The following is a 17,792-nucleotide window of genomic DNA, read 5'->3' on the forward strand; positions in this document are numbered from 1 at the left end:
TTTTCAAAATAAAACGATTAAATTATCGGCTATTAGAGAAGCAGCTCAAAGAGATGGGAAGTGTTTTGATCGTATCATTATGGGGATATTGCGGGATGAATGGATAGAGCTACAAGATTAGAAAGCATATTTAAAATTATATATGTAGTATGCAGGAAATATAATGATAATTGGCGAAAATTTACAGTGTATTGATTGAATTTATCCCGCGTTAACGGGCAGTAAAACTCCCACCTCAAAATTCAGTTGGAGCAAAGAAGTTAGGTGGGAGTCGGGCTGTCCGTAAACGTCCGATTGGTTCAACTAATAATCAGAGGGGGGATGAACAACCCCCCCTCTGATTAAAGTTTCACTTTATAAGGAGCTATGCAAAATGAACTTAGAAAAAAGTAAACCAGTAAATGAAGAAGTCGCTGAATTAAAGGAACTAATTAAAGAATTGCATGGAAGTGTACACCAACTGCAAAGTGAAGTGCAGCAACTAAGGCACGAAAGGCCGGTTGTTGAAGTGCGTAAGGGTGTTCAACTCTCACCAGCAATCGTCGGACAAATTGGTGGTATGATATTAGGTGGATTAGCAATTATCGGTATATTTTGGTGAACGAAAAAAAGGTATGCAATTTAGAGTTGCATACCTTTTTTGCTGTTGATATTCTCTGTCGAATCGTTGATATAATTTCACGCACTACAATTTTTACATTAAATAACGTAAATAAATATAGGCGTGTGATAATAGTAATGCAATGATTGTTAAGGGTAAACCAATTTTTAAGAAGTCCATATAAGAGAAAGCATGTCCTTCACGTTTTGCAATACCAGCTACAACTACGTTTGCGGATGCTCCGATTAATGTTCCGTTTCCTCCTAAACAAGCTCCAAGTGATAACGCCCACCATAGTACTTCGATTTGCGGGGAATCGACAGATAGTCCGAGCCCTGTAGCCAAATCTTGAATAAGCGGGATCATCGTTGCTACAAATGGGATATTGTCGATTGTCGCAGATGCGATGCCAGATACCCATAAAATAAGTATCGCAGCGAAACCGATATCCCCGTTCGTTACGCCTATTACTTCTTTTGCGAGTGAAGAAATAAGGCCGATATCAATTAATCCGCCAACGAGAATGAATAGTCCGGCGAAGAAGAAAATGGTTACCCATTCAACATGGGCAAATACATCTTCAATATCATGTTCTTTTACTCCAATTAGCATAAGAAGTGTAGCACCTGTCATCGCGATAATCGCAGCGTCTACCTGAATAATGGAATGGAGTACAAAGCCTAAAATAGTTAGTCCTAAAATCGAAATGGATTTTAAAAGGAGGCTTTGATCTTTAATATAATCTTTTTCGTTTAATGCCATTAATATTTTGATTTGCTCAGTTGTTGTTTTTAGTTTGTTACGATACATGAAGTAAATAATGCCAAGTGTCACGATAGAAATAATAATTACGATAGGAGCTAAGTTAAGTAAAAAGGCATTAAAGTCTAAATGCTTATTTGCTGATCCAATCATAATGTTTGGTGGATCACCGATTAATGTTGCTGTTCCGCCTATATTTGAAAATAGTACTTCTGAAATTAAATAAGGAACAGGATTTACTTTTAAAATACGTGTAATGGATAGTGTAACAGGAACGATTAATAAAACGGTTGTTACGTTGTCCAAAAATGCTGAACCGACAGCAGTTAATAGGGATAGTAATAATAAAATGCGGATTGGCTTTCCGCCAGCTGCTTTCGCTGCTTTAATGGCTACAAATTCAAAGACACCTGATTGACTCGTAATATGTACGAGAATCATCATTCCGATTAAAAGGGTAATCGTTTCCCATTGAATATGTGATGTGAAAGCAGTATGTAGATCTACAACTCCAAAAATAATCATAATAGCAGCACCGAATAGTGCGATTACAGCACGATTCAATTTCTCAGAAATAATAAATCCGTACGTGACTAAAAATACGGCAATTGCAAAATAATATTGCCAATTTGCTACTTCATGTGCTGATTGTTCCAATCATGTCACCTTCTTTAAAGTATGTATTCAATTGTAAACATGCATCCTTCTGCATAATTTATATTGTAGCAAATTCAAAAAAGAAAGAAAACTATTTAACAAAGTGAAGGAAAAAATATGATTTTTACATATGATATAAAAAATATAAAAAACACAGTGCAAATTATTAGGAAAAGTGAGCGTTGTCCTCTAATATAGAGATAGCAATTTACATTATTTTTGCGTAAAATGGTTTAAAGAGGTGAATTCCGATGGAAATAGTAAAAGATAGTTCTCTTATTCAAAATGAAATTGAACGTTTTGTAAATAAAGATGTATATATTCATTTAGAAACGACGAACGGAGCGTATGCATCACACATAAATGAAAAGATGATGACAGTCGGTGCTTTCATTCGAAATGCGATTATCCGTTTTGAGCGCGGGAAAATTACTGGAACAAATCCATACCGAGTTGGTCTGAAAATGGATCATGGCTGGGTATATGCAGAAGGTATTACGCACTGGGAAGTAGACGATAAAGAGCGTTTATTATTAGCAGGGCACGATAATCAAGGTCGCTTAGCGGTAGCGCTTGAGTTAAGCTTAACGCCATTTAAGTAAGAAGGAGGGAAACTTATGGAGAGACATGTACTTGTTGTATTTCCGCATCCAGATGATGAAGCATTTGCTGCGGGAGGAACAATTCGCTTATTAACAGATCAAGGAGTACCTGTAACGTATGCGTGTGGTACTTTAGGACAAATGGGACGTAACATGGGGAAAAACGTATTCGCTAACCGTGAAACGATTCCAAATATCCGTGAAAAAGAATTGAAAGATGCATGTGAAGCGATGGGGATTCAAGATTTAAGAATGCTTGGTTTCCATGATAAAACGTTAGAATTTGAAGATGTTGATTTCGTTGCTGACAAAATTGAAGCAATCATTCAAGAAGTAAATCCATCTCGAATTATTACATTTTATCCAGAGCACGGCGTACATCCAGATCATGATGCATTTGGCCGCGCTGTCGTTCGCGCCGTATCACGTATGTCAAAAGAAGAACGTCCAGTTATTCATGCGGTTGCGATTACGAAAAATCGTGAAGCAGTATTAGGTGAGCCAGATGTTGTAAATAACATTAGTGAAGTATTTGATCATAAATTAGCTGCATTAGGTGCGCACCGTTCACAAACAGAAGCAATGCTGGAAGACATGCATGCAAAAATAAAAAATAAAGATGCAGCAACATTAAAATGGCTGCAACTTGAACAATTTTGGACTTATAAATGGGAGTAGGCTAGAAGGGTACCTTCTAGTAGCTCTTACATAGAAGAAATCGCCGTCACTTGTGATGGCGATTTTTTTGTTAAAGAGTATATATTTCTTAAAGGTATGCTACAAAATTAAAAAATTAACGTGCAGTATAGCCTCCATCAACAAGAAGTGTTGTACCATTAACAAAACTAGCATCATCACTTGCTAAAAATAAGACAGCTTTTGCTACTTTGTCTTTTAATTTCATATAAACCTCTCCATTCATTAATGAATTTAAGTCGAATCTTTTAATCTGGTTATATCACTATTAACCTTAAATAGTAAGTAGATAGAAGAAAAAATTAGCGTTTACTTAATTGTGAAAGTACTAATTTTTTCTTTACTTTCTTTTTTTGCACTTAATCCTTTTAGAACTGATATTTAGTAATAGTGTATAAGAAGCGTATGTTTTGAATTACTTAATAAAATAATATATATTTATATTGATTTAATGATTTTAGTTTGTTAAAAATGGGGAAATCGATATGAAGATTAAATTTGCTGTAATAAAAGATGAAAATTTTGATTATAGTCTATTAGAAACAAAATTATTGAAAACCTTTAAAGAAGTGGATAGTAAAGCTGATATTGTAAAAGTTGAGGATGAAATTATTGAAAACAATGCTATTCAAACACATTTAGTAGAAATCAACATTAATGTTAATGGGAAAAATATCGGATATAGATCTGCTTCAGCTAGTATATTTCTTGTACTAGAGAGTTTATCAATACAGCTATTGCATATTAATATTAGTATACATTAAGTAGCTAAAAAGCTGATTTTTAAGAAGAGCATATTGACTATATTGAGTTGTAAATATGAGAATGGTGATTTAAAGAATAGTAATTATCGTAGGTGCTACCGCATGTTGGATTGCACCTTGTTTGTTGTTAAAAAAATAAAAAAGCCTTTAAATATGCTACAGGTCTTTATGAAAAGGCATATAAAGAGTACTCAGAATACATTATTAAAGTAGAGTAATGAGATTTCCTTTCATACCACATATTATCTAAACGATGATTTATATATAGTAGAATGGAAACCTGTAAGTAATTCAATTAGATTGTACAAATAATTTGGTGCGCGGATATACAGAATGTATTCACGGGTAAGAGGGTTGTCTCATAATATATATAGATTTTCTATTAAGATGAATAGAAGGTGTGAATATATGGAAGATGTTTACGCTAAAATTGACAGTCTCAAGGCGGAGCAAAAAGAAACTATGAGAGACATTCGTAATTTAGAAACGCGTACCACTATTAATGAGAAAGACATAGCAACAATCAATAAGCAATTAGAAAAAATAAGTACAAACACAACTTGGATTTTGCGAATTATTATTAGTGCGATAGTAATGTCAATTTTAGGGTTGATATTAAAAGGGATGATTTAATCTTGTGAAATAGGACGATATAAAAGAAAGAGGGGAGCTCCCCCTTTCTTTTATGTAAATGAGAAGCTATAAATTTTCCGTTTCTATTTTATCTGCATATTTTTCCTCTAAGGAAATTAATAGAGGGATTGATATAGTTACAAGAATGATTAAAGTGGTGATAAAAGATTTAGAAAGAGAAAAAGAACCTTCAATTAAAGGTGATAAAAACTTGAATGAAAGTATACTTGTTATTAAGGAAATTACTAAAAAGCTAAAAAGAGATATATTTTTATTCTTTATAGATGTCTCTATAAAGTCTTTAACACAGGTTATTACGACAAATATAGTTAATATGATAAGAGAAACAAAATAATGTGTTACATTTGTCATACTAATAGTAGGATCGTCGATTATGTAAGCAAGTAACTTTGATACTAACATGCCTCCAAACAATAAAATAATAAAAGCGAGTAATCCTTCCGATATATAAGTGCTGAAATTGTCTTTCTTGTTAAAGAGTTTATAGTTTAGAGTAGATTGGGTTATTTGAATTAGGAATAGGCTAATAATCCATACATAATATACAATTGGTAATTCTCCTGAGAATAGAGAAATTAGAAAGTTTAATACTGTCCTTAAAATTTCAATCATTACGAAAGTCCTCCTACTTGTTCAGCTTTATGACATTAAGAATATAGGGGTCTATCATTTTATAATTAGGTTTATCGATTCAAACTATTTCTAATTATTCCATAATAAGGTGGTTATATCAAGTTGTTATCTTCTATGGCATGTATTAGTTGTTTGTTAATATAAAAAGAATATTCGAACGTTAATACTAGAAAAATAAAAGTAATATGTAATATAATTGAAAAAGTATATTTTAAAATCAATGTTAATATGACCCTCCTATAAGTATTAACATACGTAATTGAGGTGTTTTCTTTGTTGTTTTATGATCGAATTTCTATAATGGCCCCTCCTGTTCCGTAGCTAAGGAAAGTCTTTTTATTTCTGAGATTTTCAAAGTTATAGGAGGGTATGAAAAATGAAAAAAGTCTCAGTACCATCACTTTTGTTAATGATCATTCTTGTCGCATTTCCGCAAATTAGTGAAACGATTTACACACCGTCTTTACCTGATATTTCAAAGGCGTTACATGTAAGTAATAATGAGGTGCAGTTAACACTTAGTGTGTATTTTGCTGGATTTGCTTTAGGTGTATTTTTTATTGGATGGTTATCAGATATAATTGGTCGTCGCCCGGCAATGTTATTTGGAATTTTAATATATGGCGCTGGGAGTTTCTTATGCTTTATTGCAAATTCCATTGAAGTTTTATTGCTAAGTCGTTTTATTCAAGCGTTTGGAGCAAGTGCTGGCTCTGTTGTTACACAAACGATTCTACGTGAAAGTGTAGAAGGGCATAAGAGGCATGTTATGTTTGCTCAAATCTCAGCAGTCATTGCTTTTACACCAGCGATAGGACCGTTAATTGGTGGCTTTCTTGATCAAATGTTTGGATTTAAAATCGTATTTTTAAGTTTAGTAGTTATGAGTGTCGGGATTTTTCTGTATACGTTTGTTTCTCTTCCGGAAACAAAGACGGATTCAGTAACTAATAAAATAAATGTGTTTTCAGTCTTGAAGAGGTTAATTACAAATCCAAAAGTAGTAACATATGGGGTATTAATTGGGGGAGCAAATGGTGTTTTATTTAGCTATTATGCAGAAGCACCGTTTATCTTTATTGAATACTTTCAGTTATCGCCTAGTATGTATGGATTTCTAGGTATTGTTGTTGCGTCTGCTTCTATTGTTGGGGCGAAAGTTTCAAAAAGATTGCTTGTCACGTATAGACCAGAGAAAATTATATATATTGGTTGTCTTGTAATGACAGGAGGAGCTATTCTTTTATCTGTTATTACTTCATTTGGATCAAATCCAAACATAATATATATGATTGGATTTTTAGTAGCGATGTTTATATTGTTATTAGGAATTGGAGTAGCGTTACCTAACTGTTTAAGTTTAGCATTAGTGGATTTTCAAGATGTCATTGGTACAGCCGGAGCATTGTTTAGCTTAGGATATTATGTAATTGTAACGATGACAATTTGGGGAATGAGTCATCTGCATACAGGCTCGTTACTGGTGATGCCACTTTATTTTCTAGCTATTGTAGTTATCATGATGGTGTTTACTAAAGTGTTTATTTTAGGTAAACAAACTTCAAAGATGATTTAAATATGAAAATATAAAAGAGTCTCATTAAAAAATGAGACTCTTTTATATTTTATCACGCTGTTTTGAGGCAGTAAGATTCCTGCCTCAAAATTGGAGTGGAGTAAAGAATTTAGTAGTGTATTAATATATTAAATTTCTGATTGGTATATGAATTGGACGTTTGGGAAATTGCGTTATTAACTATAAAGATTGAAGTACGTGAGATGTGAAATTGAGGAAGAAATGCTTTCCACGGTTATTTATATTGTAATAATATTCATACCAGAATCATATTGAATAGATGTATTTTATTGTTAATTTAGTTAAAAGTTAATCAGACTTATGTATAATAATTTATCCCGCTTTAACGGGCAGTAAGACTTCCACCTCAAAATTCGGGTGGGCCAAAGAAGCAACTGCCCATAAAAGCCCGATTGGTTCAAATAATAATCAGTGGGATAAACCCACTCCACTGATTAAAGTTTCACTTTATCAAAAAAATAATTGAATTTTTCAGATTAATGAATTAATATAAGGTAAGTAATTTTAAGATTTATATAATATTGGAAGATGAAGGGTTTTGAGAATTTTGTAAGAGGCAAAAAACGATTTTAGGATAGCTTTAAAGCTAGTGTAAAATGACGTTTGCTTCATCATTTTCAGGACCGAAAGGAATTAGGGGAAAGCATCTTGTTTTAAAATGCGGCTATGAATCATCTAAGAGGGGGAAATGAAGTGGCAAACAAAGAATTGAAAAGAGGTTTAGAAGCACGTCATATTCAAATGATTGCTTTAGGCGGAACGATTGGTGTTGGCTTGTTTATGGGCTCGGCCAGCACGATTAAATGGACAGGTCCGTCAGTAATGCTTGCTTATGCAATTGCAGGTATTTTTATCTTCTTCATCATGCGTGCCATGGGAGAAATGTTGTATATGGAGCCAAGTACAGGTTCATTTGCAACGTTTGGTCATAAGTATATTCATCCGCTAGCTGGTTATATGACAGCGTGGAGTAACTGGTTCCAGTGGGTTATCGTTGGGATGTCAGAAATTATTGCGGTTGGAGCGTATATGCAATATTGGTTCCCTGATGTACCAGCTTGGATACCAGGTGTAATTGCAATGGTGATTCTTGGCGCAGCTAACTTAATTTCTGTTAAGTCATTTGGTGAATTTGAATTTTGGTTTGCGATGATTAAAATCGTTACAATTCTATTAATGATTATTGCAGGATTTGGACTTATTTTCTTCGGAATTGGTAACGGCGGAGAAGCGATTGGTATATCGAATCTTTGGTCAAATGGCGGTTTCTTTACAGGTGGTTTTTCAGGATTCTTCTTTGCTTTATCACTTGTAGTTGGAGCGTATCAAGGTGTGGAATTAATCGGTATTACTGCTGGTGAAGCGAAGGATCCGAAGAAGACACTTACAAGAGCGATTCAAAGTACAATTTGGCGTATTTTAATTTTCTATATTGGTGCTATTTTCGTTATTGTAACTGTGTATCCGTGGGATCAATTAAGTACAATTGGTAGCCCGTTCGTAGCAACTTTTGCGAAGGTTGGTATTACGGCAGCAGCTGGACTTATTAACTTCGTTGTTATTACAGCGGCGATGTCTGGGTGTAATAGTGGTATTTATAGTGCGGGGCGTATGCTTTATACGTTAGGTGTAAATGGACAAGCGCCGAAATATTTCACGAAACTTTCTGGAAATGGTGTACCTTTATTCGGTACAGTTGGCGTAATTATCGGTTTAGCGGTCGGTGTTGTGTTAAGTTATATCGCACCGAAAAACTTATTCGTATATGTATATAGTGCGAGCGTACTTCCTGGTATGGTACCATGGTTCGTCATTTTAATAAGTCAAATTAATTTTAGAAAAGAAAAGGGAGCAGAGATGAAAGATCATCCGTTCAAAATGCCGTTTGCTCCTGTTACAAACTATTTGACGATTGCCTTTTTAATTATGGTATTAATCGGAATGTGGTTTAACGATGATACGCGTATTTCACTAGTTGTAGGTATTATTTTCTTAGCTATCGTTACAATTAGCTTCTATGCTTTCGGAATCGGGAAGCGAACTCCGTTAGACGTTCAAAATGATCAAGAGATTTCAAGTAAATAAAGATGAAAAAAAGTCCGATTTCTAAATAAGAAATCGGACTTTTTATTATTAAAATTTCTCTAAAACGATTTTCCCAATGGTGTGTCCACTTTCAAGTAGTGCGTGTGCTTTCTTTACGTTTTCAGCATTAATTGGTGTTAATGTTTCATTTAAAGTAGTCTTTAAAATGCCTTCATCTAATAGTTCGCTTACTCTATTTAATAGTTCGTGCTGCGTGATCATATCACCAGTTTCATACATCGCTTTTGTAAACATAAACTCCCAAACGAATGTAGCACTTTTGCTTTTTAAAATACCCATCTCAAGAGGGTGTTCATTTTCTACGATAGAGCAAATTTTTCCTTGTGGTTTAATGAGGTCACATATTGCTTGCCAATGTTGATCTGTATTGTTTAAGCAGAAAATATAATCTACATCTTTTAGCCCAAACTCTAATATTTGATCTTGTAAAGGTTGGTGATGGTTAATGATATAATCGGCACCGAATTTTTCAACCCAGCGTATCGTTTCATTGCGGGATGCAGTTGTGATTACATTCAGTCCAGCCCATTTTGCTAATTGAATTGCAATCGAGCCAACACCACCAGCTCCGCCGATAATTAAAATATTTTTAAATGTATTTGTATCTTTCTTATTATAATCAACGCCCAAGCGTTCGAATAAACCTTCCCACGCCGTAATAGCTGCTAAAGGAAGTGCTGCAGATTCAGCATTACTTAACGTTTTAGGTTTTTTACCGACGATTCTTTCATCAACTAGGTGGTATTCACTATATGTACCTTGTCTCGTTATACTTCCAGCGTAAAACACTTCGTCGCCTTCTTTAAATAAAGTACAACCTTCGCCCGTTTGTACGACAACACCACTAGCGTCCCAACCAAGTATTTTCGCTACATCTTCTTTTTTATCTTTCGGAGAGCGAACTTTTGTATCAACTGGATTAACGGAAATAGCGTTAATTTTAACGAGTATATCTCTTCCTGTTGCAACAGGTCTTTCAACTTCAATATCAATTAAACTATTTTCTTCTTCAATAGGTAAGTATTCATGTAAACCAATTGCTTTCATTTGTATTCCCTCCATTAAAGTAAGAGTCATTTACTCTTTTATTATAGATGGTGAAATGCCATTATGTAAAAAAGTACACTCTTTTTTATTTATGCTGGTATGAAAGTGTGGAAGGAGTTTATTTCTAAAAAGAAGAATTTTTAAATGTGTTACCTTATCTCAAATTAAATGTAAAGGTGGATACATAATGACAGTAAAGAAGCTTTATTTCCTTACAGCTGGTCGGTGTATGTTAGATCATTCTTCAGTTAATAGTACGCTCACACCAGGAAATCTATTAGACTTACCTGTATGGTGTTATCTTTTGGAGACAGAAGAGGGGCCTGTTTTAGTAGATACAGGTATGCCAGAAAGTGCAGTTAATAATGAAAACTTGTTTGAAGGGACATTTGTAGAAGGGCAGATTTTACCGAAAATGACTGAAGAAGATAGAATCGTCAATATTTTAAAACGTGTAGGGTATAAGCCGGAAGACCTTCTTTATATTATTAGTTCTCACTTGCATTTTGATCATGCAGGGGGAAATGGTGCTTTTACAAATACACCGATTATTGTGCAGCGTGCTGAATATGAGGCAGCACAACATAGTGAAGAATATATGAAAGAATGTAAATTGCCGAATTTAAACTACAAAATCATTGAAGGGGATTATGAAGTCGTACCAGGAGTTCAATTATTGTATACACCAGGACATACTCCGGGGCATCAGTCACTATTCATTGAGACAGAGAACTCTGGCCCAGTGTTATTAACGATCGATGCATCGTATACGAAAGAAAATTTTGAAGATGAAGTGCCATTTGCGGGATTTGATCCAGAATTAGCTTTATCTTCAATTAAACGTTTAAAAGAAGTTGTGATGAAAGAGAAGCCAATTGTTTTCTTTGGACATGATATAGAACAGGAAAAGGGATGTAAAGTGTTCCCTGAATATATATAATGCAAAAAGTCATGAGCTCACTTGCTCATGACTTTTTCGTTTAAATAATTTTTTTAAATAAGTTATAAACTTTTTTTGAACTATCTTCATTTAATTGATAGTACGTAAGGTTTACATCATCAGGGGTATCTTGCTGGGCGATCATCACTTCGCTATTGTGATGATCAACTACCCATATGAAATATTTTTTATAAGTCCCATCTTCAAAAGTAATCCACATATCACAATCTATTAAATCTGATCCTTCTTCATCTAATGTTAATTTTCCTTTTTTTGCGGTATCCATACTATTAATAAACGTTTTTAATTCATCTGTTTTTGTGAGGAAGATATCCTTTTTTGTTTTAATTGACTCGACATGTATATCTTTGATTTCCTGCTTTCCTAAAAAGACAGGGGTCTGATTTGGGTCTCTTTGAGTTGAAATGATAGCCACTTTCTTTTTCGGTTTGTTTGCTGTATAGAAGTCTTGAATAGATTTTTCAGAGTTTAAAAACCATACGATTCCAAAAATGATCAATGCGCTACCTAGCAGTAAAATGATTTTCTTAATAGAATATTCTCCTCTCTATTACTTCGTATGAAGAACTTTTCTATTAATATATGATAGGTAAGCGTAAAGTATTATAGTTGAACTTGGTTATGCTTCACAGTTTTTATCGGACGATCCACGAGTAAATTGTAAGTGAGCCCGATTAATACGAAAATGCCACCGACAACTTTGCCCATTGAGAGTTCGTGTGACAGGATGAAATCAATGATAGTCCCCGCAAATAATTGTCCAATAAAGATGAGTAACGTTAAATAAAATGCTGATATTTTAGGAGTAATATAGTTGGATAATGAAATGACGATAACACCTACTAATCCACCTAAGTACACAGCGATAGGAATAGATTGTAACGTCTGCATCGGAATATACAATGAATCTGAACTGAACATTAAAAATAACATAGAGAAAAATAATCCAGTAATATAATTAAAAAACGTGCCTTCCCAATTTCCAATTTTCGCTGCTAAATTCGCGTTAATAATTCTAGCAACAACGATAGAAACACCAGCTAAAATAGCGATCGTAACATATAACATTTTTTTGCCTCCATTAATAAATTGTCATGATTATAATTCCGGAAGAGATGAAACATAATCCAATTAGTTTTTTCTTTTCAAACTTTGCAACTTTCATTCCTAATAAGCCGAAATGATCAATAACTATGGAAGCAATGGATTGACCAAGTAAACTTAATGCGATCGTAATAGAGGCACCAAGGACGGAGAAACTTATATTATTAAAAAGAACAGTGAATACCCCAATCGCTCCAGCACTATATAGAAAAAGTGGAATACCTTTATCGAAACGAATTTTATTTTTGTTTATGATTAAAACGAAAATAACTGCAATCAAGCCGACAAGGTGAATGACAACGCTTGCTGCATACTTGCCAATTAATTCAGATAAAATCCCATTCAATGGAAGCATAACGGCGATGAGCACACCAATAAAGACAGAAAGAAAGTTATACAATGTAATATCCCCTTTAAATTTCATATTTGTAATGACTGTATCATGCTGAAATTGTGTATTACTATGACATATGTCATAGTGGAAGAAGAAAATTTTGATTACAATGGGGATGAGTTGTAGAGGCGGGGGAACTATGAAGAAAGTATGTAATTCAATTAAATTAGCAAATTATATGAAACAAAATAATATTGACTCATTTTTTAGTAATGATATGAAACCATATATGGAACTCATATTTTTTAAAAAGAATGAGTTTATTTGTAGAGAAAATGAAGAGATAGATTATTTATATTTTTTCGTTGAAGGAAAAGCGAAAGCGTTTAATACATTAAGTAACGGTAAATCTGTATTGTTATGTTTTTATGATAGTTTGCAGCTGTTAGGAGATGTGGAGTTAATTCATTCTCAAAAGACTGCTTCGAACGTACAAGTAATGGCAGATTCATATTGTGTTGGTTTACCTTTAGGAAAAGTGAGAAATCAACTATTTCATGATGCGAAATTTTTACGATGTATTTGCGGATCGTTAGCACATAAGTTAAACCGACTTTCAAAAAATAGTACCATTAATTTACTATATCCACTGGAAAATAGACTTGCGAGTTACATGTTAGCAGCAGGAGAACGGGCAGTACAGCACGGAAATAGAATTGTATTTAGTGGAAATTTAACGGAAACAGCTGAATTGTTAGGAACGAGTTATCGGCATTTGTTGCGTACATTAAATATTTTTTGTGATAAAGAGATTATAAAGAAGAACGATGGATGCTTTGAAGTAGTGAATGTGGAAGTTTTGAGAGAATTGGCGGCAGATGTTTATAAATAATATAGTAAAATGGGGATTTAGATGAAAATAGTGCGATATTAAAGAATGAAAAAAATATAATGGATCAACTCCAAAATATAGAACAAAAAATAATAGTATGTGGTCATCCCCTCAGTTTCACAATGTCTGTCATCACATATTTTTCAAATACATTCATCACAATATAAATCACCACCACAAATTCCTAAGGGAAAAGTACTAGTAGTAGGTGGCGGGAATTCAGGAATACAAATTGCAGTAGAACTTGCAAAAACTCATGAAGTTACAATGTCTATCAGTCATCCTTTAAAATTTTTACCGTTACATCTTTTTAGAAAAAGTATTTTTAGTTGGTTAAAGAAAATAGGTTTATTGTACGCTGAAATACATACAAAGAGGGGGGAGTGGTTTCAGAAGAGAAAGGACCCCATTTTTGGATTTGAAGGTAAGGAACTCATTCGTAATGGAGCAATACAACTACAGGAAAAAGTAGTAAGTGCATCAGAAAATAACATTATGTTTCAGAACGGTGAAACATATAGTGCAGAAAGCATTATATGGTCAACAGGTTTTATTCAGAACTATAAATGGATTGAAATAGAAAAGGCAGTGAATGAGAATGGATTTCCTAATCAGGTAAAGGGAATAAGTCCAGTAAGAGGATTATATTATATCGGTTTGCCGTGGCAATCTCAAAGGGAATCTGCACTTATTTGTGGTGTAGGAAAAGATGCAGCGTATTTGCTTTCTGAAATCAAAAAAATAGATCAGTAGCAGCAACTACTGATCATCCATATGTACATGAATTAGGAGAGGTCAAACATTTATTAATTTTATTATAATAGATTTTCATAAGGATAAAAACTGAAAATTCTAATTTTGTGTTGAGAAAGTTTTTTGTATCGAAATATATAAAAGAATAGGGATTTTTAGTATAAGGAAATATGATATTTATATTTTAATAAATTGTGATATAGTTTATAAAGAATAGATTACCTAAAATATTATTTTATTACATAGTAATCGTGTTTTGGATTAAGGAAGGGGGAAATGGTTGTGAAGTTTGATGATCAACGCCTACTAGGAGTCCGACTAGGATCGGTACTTGTAACAGAGGAAAATCAATATTTAGTAATTAAGAAAAAAGATCATTATGCACTATTAAATATACATAGTTTAGAATGCACACATGTTGAAGTACAGTTAGAACATATTGAAGAAATGTTGCAGGAAGATTTCCAAGAAAGTATAACAGAGATTATCGCACCAGAACATATAAAAATTGTTGCGAAAAATGTTATATAAGAAAGAAGCTGAAAGGAACAGCTTCTTTCTTTTTTATTATAAGGATAACGTTTTTAAAACGTCACCAATAATTCCTTCCATTTGATGAACACCTAAGTCAGCGTTCGTCATAATAACAGCGCCATTACCTCGGTATGGATAGCATACAAGCATACATTGAAATCCCACGCCCCATCCAAGTGAATACATTTGTAAGTCTTCGTTAGAATCATCTAGAAAAATACCTAATCCATTCCATTTTGAGCAACCTTGAGGAGAAATCATGTCTTGTACTGTTTTTTGAGAAAGTTTTAGTTTGCCCTTTTCTTGTAAGGAATGAATGATTTCAATTACTAAAGTTGATAAGTCAGTTGGTGTTGTCCAAATGCCTGAAGCAGCTGCGAATGGATAAAATGGATACTTCTCATTTGTAACGGTGCCATCTTTATTATGCCCGCAAGCAAAGGGCTCCATTTTATTTATATCTTCAGGAGAGAATACCGTACTATTCTTTAGTTGGAGTGGCTGAAAGATATATTTTTCAAGTAAAAGGGTGAATGGTTTTCCAGTTATATCCTCAAGTAGTAGTTCGATAATACAAAAGTTTGCATCAGAGTAGTGAAATTCGCTTTCTGGTTTATAAGTTATTTCTATCGGTACGGGACAATATGATGTTTTACCAGCAAGGAGTTCAGACATGTTTGGTCGCCCTTGTGCAAGTGTATAATGTTCAAAACTATTAGGAGGGTCAATAATTCCAGATTGGTGACTTAATAAATTTCGTAACGTGACTTTTTTCTGTGAAGTAAATAGAGTGGTAGGAATATTCCAAGATGTGAGTCTATCATTTACGTCTTCGTCTAAATGCACGATTTCTTGATCTGATAACGTTAGTACGAGCATTGTAGTGATGAACTTGCTAATAGAACAAGAATTGAATATAGAATTCGTAGTGATAGTTCTAGTTGTTCCAAATGCAAGTGTTCCGAAGGCAGTCGCTTCGTCTAGTTTGCCGTCACGTATAACGGCAAGACTTAAACCTGCAACGGAATATTGGTTCATTTTCTCGTATATATTGTTATTTTTTAAGTTCATAGTGACTCCTTTCTTCAAAAAAACAGAATGTTAGTTCTATTATACAGTAGTAAATAGAGAGAATGAGAGAAAAAGAAAAAACTTCATCTTTTATCGATGAAGTTTTTTAGTTAATTCGATGTGAATGCTTTAAAAAATTTATCTCGGTACATGTACAGTAGCCATGAGGTTGTTAGTAAGGGAATAATGATTTCTTTGTTTTTAATTGGCACATTGAAAACAAGCCAGCCAACGATATCAAATAATAAATGTAGTGCGATTAAATTATAAAGACCAACTATTTTTGATAACTTCACTTTATCCCGCTTTAATGGGCAGTAAGACCCCCAACTCAAAATGCAGCGAAAGCAAAGAAGTTAGGTGGGGGATCAACTGCCCATAAAAGTCCGATTGGTTCAACTAATAATCAGTGGGGGATGAAGAAAACCCCCACTGATTAAAGTTTCACTTTATCTGGTACACGGCGTTCATTGAATCATGATAAGAGCCAAGTGTATTGTTTTACTCCGATGAAATAGGCTAGTATAAATGAAATGATTGCTAGTATGAATAATGATGGGGAAGCGAAGAGAATCATTGAAAACACCTCCGTTAAAGGGCTATAAATAAATTATAGTATGAATGTTATAATTTAACAAAATACAATTAAAGCGCACAAAATTTTGTGTGCTTTTTATTTATGTTATGAAAAATATGTAAGAAAAGATGGAACAAACTGTTAAGGTGATTTGTCTATTATAGGTAATAACTATTTCGTTTGAAAGAAAGGGTAGAGAAAATGAAAAAGAATACATTATTAAAAGTAGGGGTATGTGTAAGTTTACTAGGAGTAACTCAATTTGTTAGTACAATTTCTTCTGTGAAAGCGGAACAAAAGCTAGAGCAAAAAGTAATAAAGAATGAGAAAGGAACTATTTCAATTTCTCAGTTAAACAAAAATGTATGGGTTCATACGGAGTTAGGTTATTTTAACGGAGAAGCAGTTCCTTCGAACGGTCTAGTTCTTACTACTTCTAAAGGGTTAGTACTTGTCGATTCTTCTTGGGATGATAAGTTAACGAAGGAATTAATAGAGATGGTAGAAAAGAAATTTAAGAAGCGCGTAACGGATGTTATTATTACACATGCGCACGCTGATCGAATTGGCGGAATAAAAACGTTGAAAGAAAGAGGCATTAAAGCGCATAGTACAGCATTGACTGCGGAACTAGCAAAGAAAAGTGGATATGAAGAACCACTTGGAGATTTACAAACGATTACGAATTTAAAGTTTGGAAATATGAAAGTAGAAACGTTCTATCCAGGGAAAGGACATACAGAAGATAATATTGTTGTATGGTTACCGCAATACAATATTTTAGCTGGAGGCTGTATAGTAAAATCTGCTGAAGCTAAAGATTTAGGAAACGTCGCTGATGCCTATGTAAATGAATGGTCTAGATCGATTGAGAATGTGATGCAGCGATATAGAAATATAAATTCGGTAGTACCCGGTCATGGAGAAGTAGGAGACAGAGGATTACTTTTACATACATTGGATTTGTTGAAATAAGAAACTGTGGGAATATAAAAGCGAGGAGAAACAATTTTCTCCTCGCTTTTTTCTAACTATATTTAAATGCGAAGCCTGCATACGTTACTGAGATTTTAATTCCAAGTATACAAATACCAGTACCGTCATAATTGCGATAACAACGTAAGTAGCATCAAGCATTATAAGTGTCTTTAAAGTTTCAGCCATCCTCATTCACCCCTGTTATGAAAATATAACATAATCTCTTGTCAAGCAGATCAGAGATTATAAAGATAACAATGTAAATGAAATTTCTTAAGTAGTTTCTATATAAATGTATCATATAAATAATGTAAACAATATTAAAATAATGTAAATAAAGGGCTTTCCCATAGAATCTTTAATCAAAAATAGCTAGTTAATAGTTCTCTAAATCTATTAACTAGCTATTTGAAAGTACCAACAAAGATGCGCATTTTTCAGTAATGTTTTTAGAGTCAATAAAAATATT

Annotated in this window: 19 protein-coding genes and 4 pseudogenes; 14 read left to right on the forward strand and 9 right to left on the reverse strand. The window is 33.6% G+C overall.

The window, feature by feature from the left end:
• Nucleotides 1–31 precede the first annotated feature (31 nt).
• A pseudogene (locus tag CO726_RS17430) lies at nucleotides 32–121 on the forward strand (GNAT family N-acetyltransferase); the annotation flags it as partial.
• A gap of 252 nt (nucleotides 122–373) precedes the next feature.
• Nucleotides 374–601 carry a coiled-coil domain-containing protein gene (locus CO726_RS17435; RefSeq protein WP_001047523.1) on the forward strand — a complete coding sequence of 76 codons (228 nt, stop codon included), beginning with the start codon at nucleotides 374–376 and terminating at the stop codon, nucleotides 599–601.
• 93 nt (nucleotides 602–694) lie between these two features.
• Here the strand turns inward: CO726_RS17435 and CO726_RS17440 are convergent, their stop codons facing one another.
• Nucleotides 695–2,020, reverse strand: a complete 1,326-nt coding sequence (locus CO726_RS17440; protein WP_099685076.1) for an ArsB/NhaD family transporter — start codon at nucleotides 2,018–2,020, stop codon at nucleotides 695–697.
• Between the two features lie 251 nt (nucleotides 2,021–2,271).
• Between CO726_RS17440 and CO726_RS17445 the strand changes: the two genes are divergently transcribed.
• Entirely contained in the window at nucleotides 2,272–2,622 is a 351-nt protein-coding gene (locus CO726_RS17445) for a YojF family protein (RefSeq protein WP_098758474.1), read from the forward strand.
• Nucleotides 2,623–2,637: 15 nt separating this feature from the next.
• A complete protein-coding gene (bshB2, locus tag CO726_RS17450) occupies nucleotides 2,638–3,300 on the forward strand; it encodes a bacillithiol biosynthesis deacetylase BshB2 (protein WP_098758475.1) in 663 nt (220 codons plus the stop codon).
• A 115-nt stretch (nucleotides 3,301–3,415) separates the two neighbouring features.
• Here bshB2 and CO726_RS17455 read toward each other — a convergent pair.
• Nucleotides 3,416–3,514: pseudogene (locus CO726_RS17455) on the reverse strand (SDR family oxidoreductase); the annotation flags it as partial.
• 289 nt (nucleotides 3,515–3,803) lie between these two features.
• Between CO726_RS17455 and CO726_RS17460 the strand changes: the two are divergent.
• Complete coding sequence (locus tag CO726_RS17460) at nucleotides 3,804–4,082, forward strand: hypothetical protein (RefSeq protein ID WP_099685077.1); 279 nt, start codon at nucleotides 3,804–3,806, stop codon at nucleotides 4,080–4,082.
• A 408-nt stretch (nucleotides 4,083–4,490) separates the two neighbouring features.
• Nucleotides 4,491–4,715, forward strand: coding sequence for a hemolysin XhlA family protein (locus CO726_RS17465; protein WP_098758477.1), 225 nt, complete (start codon nucleotides 4,491–4,493; stop codon nucleotides 4,713–4,715).
• 66 nt (nucleotides 4,716–4,781) lie between these two features.
• Here the strand turns inward: CO726_RS17465 and CO726_RS17470 are convergent, their stop codons facing one another.
• Nucleotides 4,782–5,348 carry a DUF5823 family protein gene (locus tag CO726_RS17470; RefSeq protein WP_099685078.1) on the reverse strand — a complete coding sequence of 189 codons (567 nt, stop codon included), beginning with the start codon at nucleotides 5,346–5,348 and terminating at the stop codon, nucleotides 4,782–4,784.
• Between the two features lie 397 nt (nucleotides 5,349–5,745).
• Between CO726_RS17470 and CO726_RS17475 the strand changes: the two genes are divergently transcribed.
• Together CO726_RS17475 and CO726_RS17480 are read left to right on the forward strand one after the other, a co-directional pair.
• Nucleotides 5,746–6,945 (forward strand): multidrug effflux MFS transporter, encoded by a 1,200-nt coding sequence (locus CO726_RS17475; RefSeq protein ID WP_099685079.1) that lies wholly within the window; start codon nucleotides 5,746–5,748, stop codon nucleotides 6,943–6,945.
• Nucleotides 6,946–7,659: 714 nt separating this feature from the next.
• A complete protein-coding gene (locus tag CO726_RS17480; protein WP_136699703.1) occupies nucleotides 7,660–9,051 on the forward strand; it encodes an amino acid permease in 1,392 nt (463 codons plus the stop codon).
• 48 nt (nucleotides 9,052–9,099) lie between these two features.
• Here the strand turns inward: CO726_RS17480 and CO726_RS17485 are convergent, their stop codons facing one another.
• The gene (locus CO726_RS17485) at nucleotides 9,100–10,119 is read right to left on the reverse strand and encodes a zinc-binding alcohol dehydrogenase family protein (RefSeq protein WP_099685081.1); all 1,020 of its coding nucleotides are present in this window, start codon (nucleotides 10,117–10,119) and stop codon (nucleotides 9,100–9,102) included.
• A 187-nt stretch (nucleotides 10,120–10,306) separates the two neighbouring features.
• Between CO726_RS17485 and aiiA the strand changes: the two genes are divergently transcribed.
• Entirely contained in the window at nucleotides 10,307–11,059 is a 753-nt protein-coding gene (gene aiiA, locus CO726_RS17490; protein ID WP_099685082.1) for a quorum-quenching N-acyl homoserine lactonase AiiA, read from the forward strand.
• A gap of 40 nt (nucleotides 11,060–11,099) precedes the next feature.
• Here the strand turns inward: aiiA and CO726_RS17495 are convergent, their stop codons facing one another.
• The 3 genes from CO726_RS17495 to CO726_RS17505 form a co-directional block, all read right to left on the reverse strand.
• A complete protein-coding gene (locus CO726_RS17495) occupies nucleotides 11,100–11,594 on the reverse strand; it encodes a hypothetical protein (RefSeq protein ID WP_136699705.1) in 495 nt (164 codons plus the stop codon).
• A gap of 89 nt (nucleotides 11,595–11,683) precedes the next feature.
• Nucleotides 11,684–12,148 carry a DMT family transporter gene (locus tag CO726_RS17500; protein ID WP_098543037.1) on the reverse strand — a complete coding sequence of 155 codons (465 nt, stop codon included), beginning with the start codon at nucleotides 12,146–12,148 and terminating at the stop codon, nucleotides 11,684–11,686.
• A gap of 13 nt (nucleotides 12,149–12,161) precedes the next feature.
• Entirely contained in the window at nucleotides 12,162–12,608 is a 447-nt protein-coding gene (locus CO726_RS17505) for a DMT family transporter (protein WP_136699707.1), read from the reverse strand.
• A 109-nt stretch (nucleotides 12,609–12,717) separates the two neighbouring features.
• Between CO726_RS17505 and CO726_RS17510 the strand changes: the two genes are divergently transcribed.
• The 4 genes and pseudogenes from CO726_RS17510 to CO726_RS17525 all read left to right on the forward strand — a co-directional run bounded on the left by CO726_RS17510 (nucleotide 12,718) and on the right by CO726_RS17525 (nucleotide 14,694).
• The gene (locus CO726_RS17510; protein ID WP_099685084.1) at nucleotides 12,718–13,410 is read left to right on the forward strand and encodes a cyclic nucleotide-binding domain-containing protein; all 693 of its coding nucleotides are present in this window, start codon (nucleotides 12,718–12,720) and stop codon (nucleotides 13,408–13,410) included.
• 14 nt (nucleotides 13,411–13,424) lie between these two features.
• Nucleotides 13,425–13,517, forward strand: a pseudogene (locus CO726_RS32485) (metallophosphoesterase family protein); the annotation flags it as partial.
• A pseudogene (locus tag CO726_RS17520) lies at nucleotides 13,516–14,163 on the forward strand (NAD(P)-binding domain-containing protein); the annotation flags it as partial. The pseudogenes CO726_RS32485 and CO726_RS17520, both read left to right, overlap by 2 nt.
• Before the next feature lie 282 nt (nucleotides 14,164–14,445).
• A complete protein-coding gene (locus CO726_RS17525; protein WP_099685085.1) occupies nucleotides 14,446–14,694 on the forward strand; it encodes a hypothetical protein in 249 nt (82 codons plus the stop codon).
• A 36-nt stretch (nucleotides 14,695–14,730) separates the two neighbouring features.
• Here CO726_RS17525 and CO726_RS17530 read toward each other — a convergent pair whose 3' ends face one another.
• On the reverse strand, nucleotides 14,731–15,768 hold the full coding sequence (locus tag CO726_RS17530; protein WP_099685086.1) for a serine hydrolase domain-containing protein: 1,038 nt from the start codon (nucleotides 15,766–15,768) through the stop codon (nucleotides 14,731–14,733).
• A gap of 110 nt (nucleotides 15,769–15,878) precedes the next feature.
• Entirely contained in the window at nucleotides 15,879–16,064 is a 186-nt protein-coding gene (locus CO726_RS17535; protein WP_099685087.1) for a hypothetical protein, read from the reverse strand.
• A 482-nt stretch (nucleotides 16,065–16,546) separates the two neighbouring features.
• On the opposite strand from CO726_RS17535, the gene bla2 reads away from it, so the two are divergent.
• Nucleotides 16,547–17,320: a BcII family subclass B1 metallo-beta-lactamase gene (gene bla2, locus CO726_RS17540; protein WP_099685088.1), complete on the forward strand. Its 774-nt coding sequence runs from the start codon at nucleotides 16,547–16,549 to the stop codon at nucleotides 17,318–17,320.
• Nucleotides 17,321–17,792: the final 472 nt, after the last annotated feature.

Source organism: Bacillus fungorum, assembly GCF_002746455.1.
In the GTDB taxonomy this organism is placed as follows: domain Bacteria; phylum Bacillota; class Bacilli; order Bacillales; family Bacillaceae_G; genus Bacillus_A; species Bacillus_A fungorum.

Bases quoted from the DNA above. Each gene is read 5' to 3' on its own strand.
- CO726_RS17445 (WP_098758474.1), top strand. From the start codon at position 2,272: ATGGAAATAGTAAAAGATAGTTCTCTTATTCAAAATGAAATTGAACGT.
- CO726_RS17470 (WP_099685078.1), bottom strand. From the start codon at position 5,348: ATGATTGAAATTTTAAGGACAGTATTAAACTTTCTAATTTCTCTATTC.
- CO726_RS17500 (WP_098543037.1), bottom strand. From the start codon at position 12,148: ATGTTATATGTTACGATCGCTATTTTAGCTGGTGTTTCTATCGTTGTT.
- bshB2 (WP_098758475.1), top strand. From the start codon at position 2,638: ATGGAGAGACATGTACTTGTTGTATTTCCGCATCCAGATGATGAAGCA.
- aiiA (WP_099685082.1), top strand. From the start codon at position 10,307: ATGACAGTAAAGAAGCTTTATTTCCTTACAGCTGGTCGGTGTATGTTA.
- bla2 (WP_099685088.1), top strand. From the start codon at position 16,547: ATGAAAAAGAATACATTATTAAAAGTAGGGGTATGTGTAAGTTTACTA.
- CO726_RS17505 (WP_136699707.1), bottom strand. From the start codon at position 12,608: ATGAAATTTAAAGGGGATATTACATTGTATAACTTTCTTTCTGTCTTT.
- CO726_RS17475 (WP_099685079.1), top strand. From the start codon at position 5,746: ATGAAAAAAGTCTCAGTACCATCACTTTTGTTAATGATCATTCTTGTC.
- CO726_RS17435 (WP_001047523.1), top strand. From the start codon at position 374: ATGAACTTAGAAAAAAGTAAACCAGTAAATGAAGAAGTCGCTGAATTA.
- CO726_RS17510 (WP_099685084.1), top strand. From the start codon at position 12,718: ATGAAGAAAGTATGTAATTCAATTAAATTAGCAAATTATATGAAACAA.
- CO726_RS17530 (WP_099685086.1), bottom strand. From the start codon at position 15,768: ATGAACTTAAAAAATAACAATATATACGAGAAAATGAACCAATATTCC.
- CO726_RS17485 (WP_099685081.1), bottom strand. From the start codon at position 10,119: ATGAAAGCAATTGGTTTACATGAATACTTACCTATTGAAGAAGAAAAT.
- CO726_RS17460 (WP_099685077.1), top strand. From the start codon at position 3,804: ATGAAGATTAAATTTGCTGTAATAAAAGATGAAAATTTTGATTATAGT.
- CO726_RS17465 (WP_098758477.1), top strand. From the start codon at position 4,491: ATGGAAGATGTTTACGCTAAAATTGACAGTCTCAAGGCGGAGCAAAAA.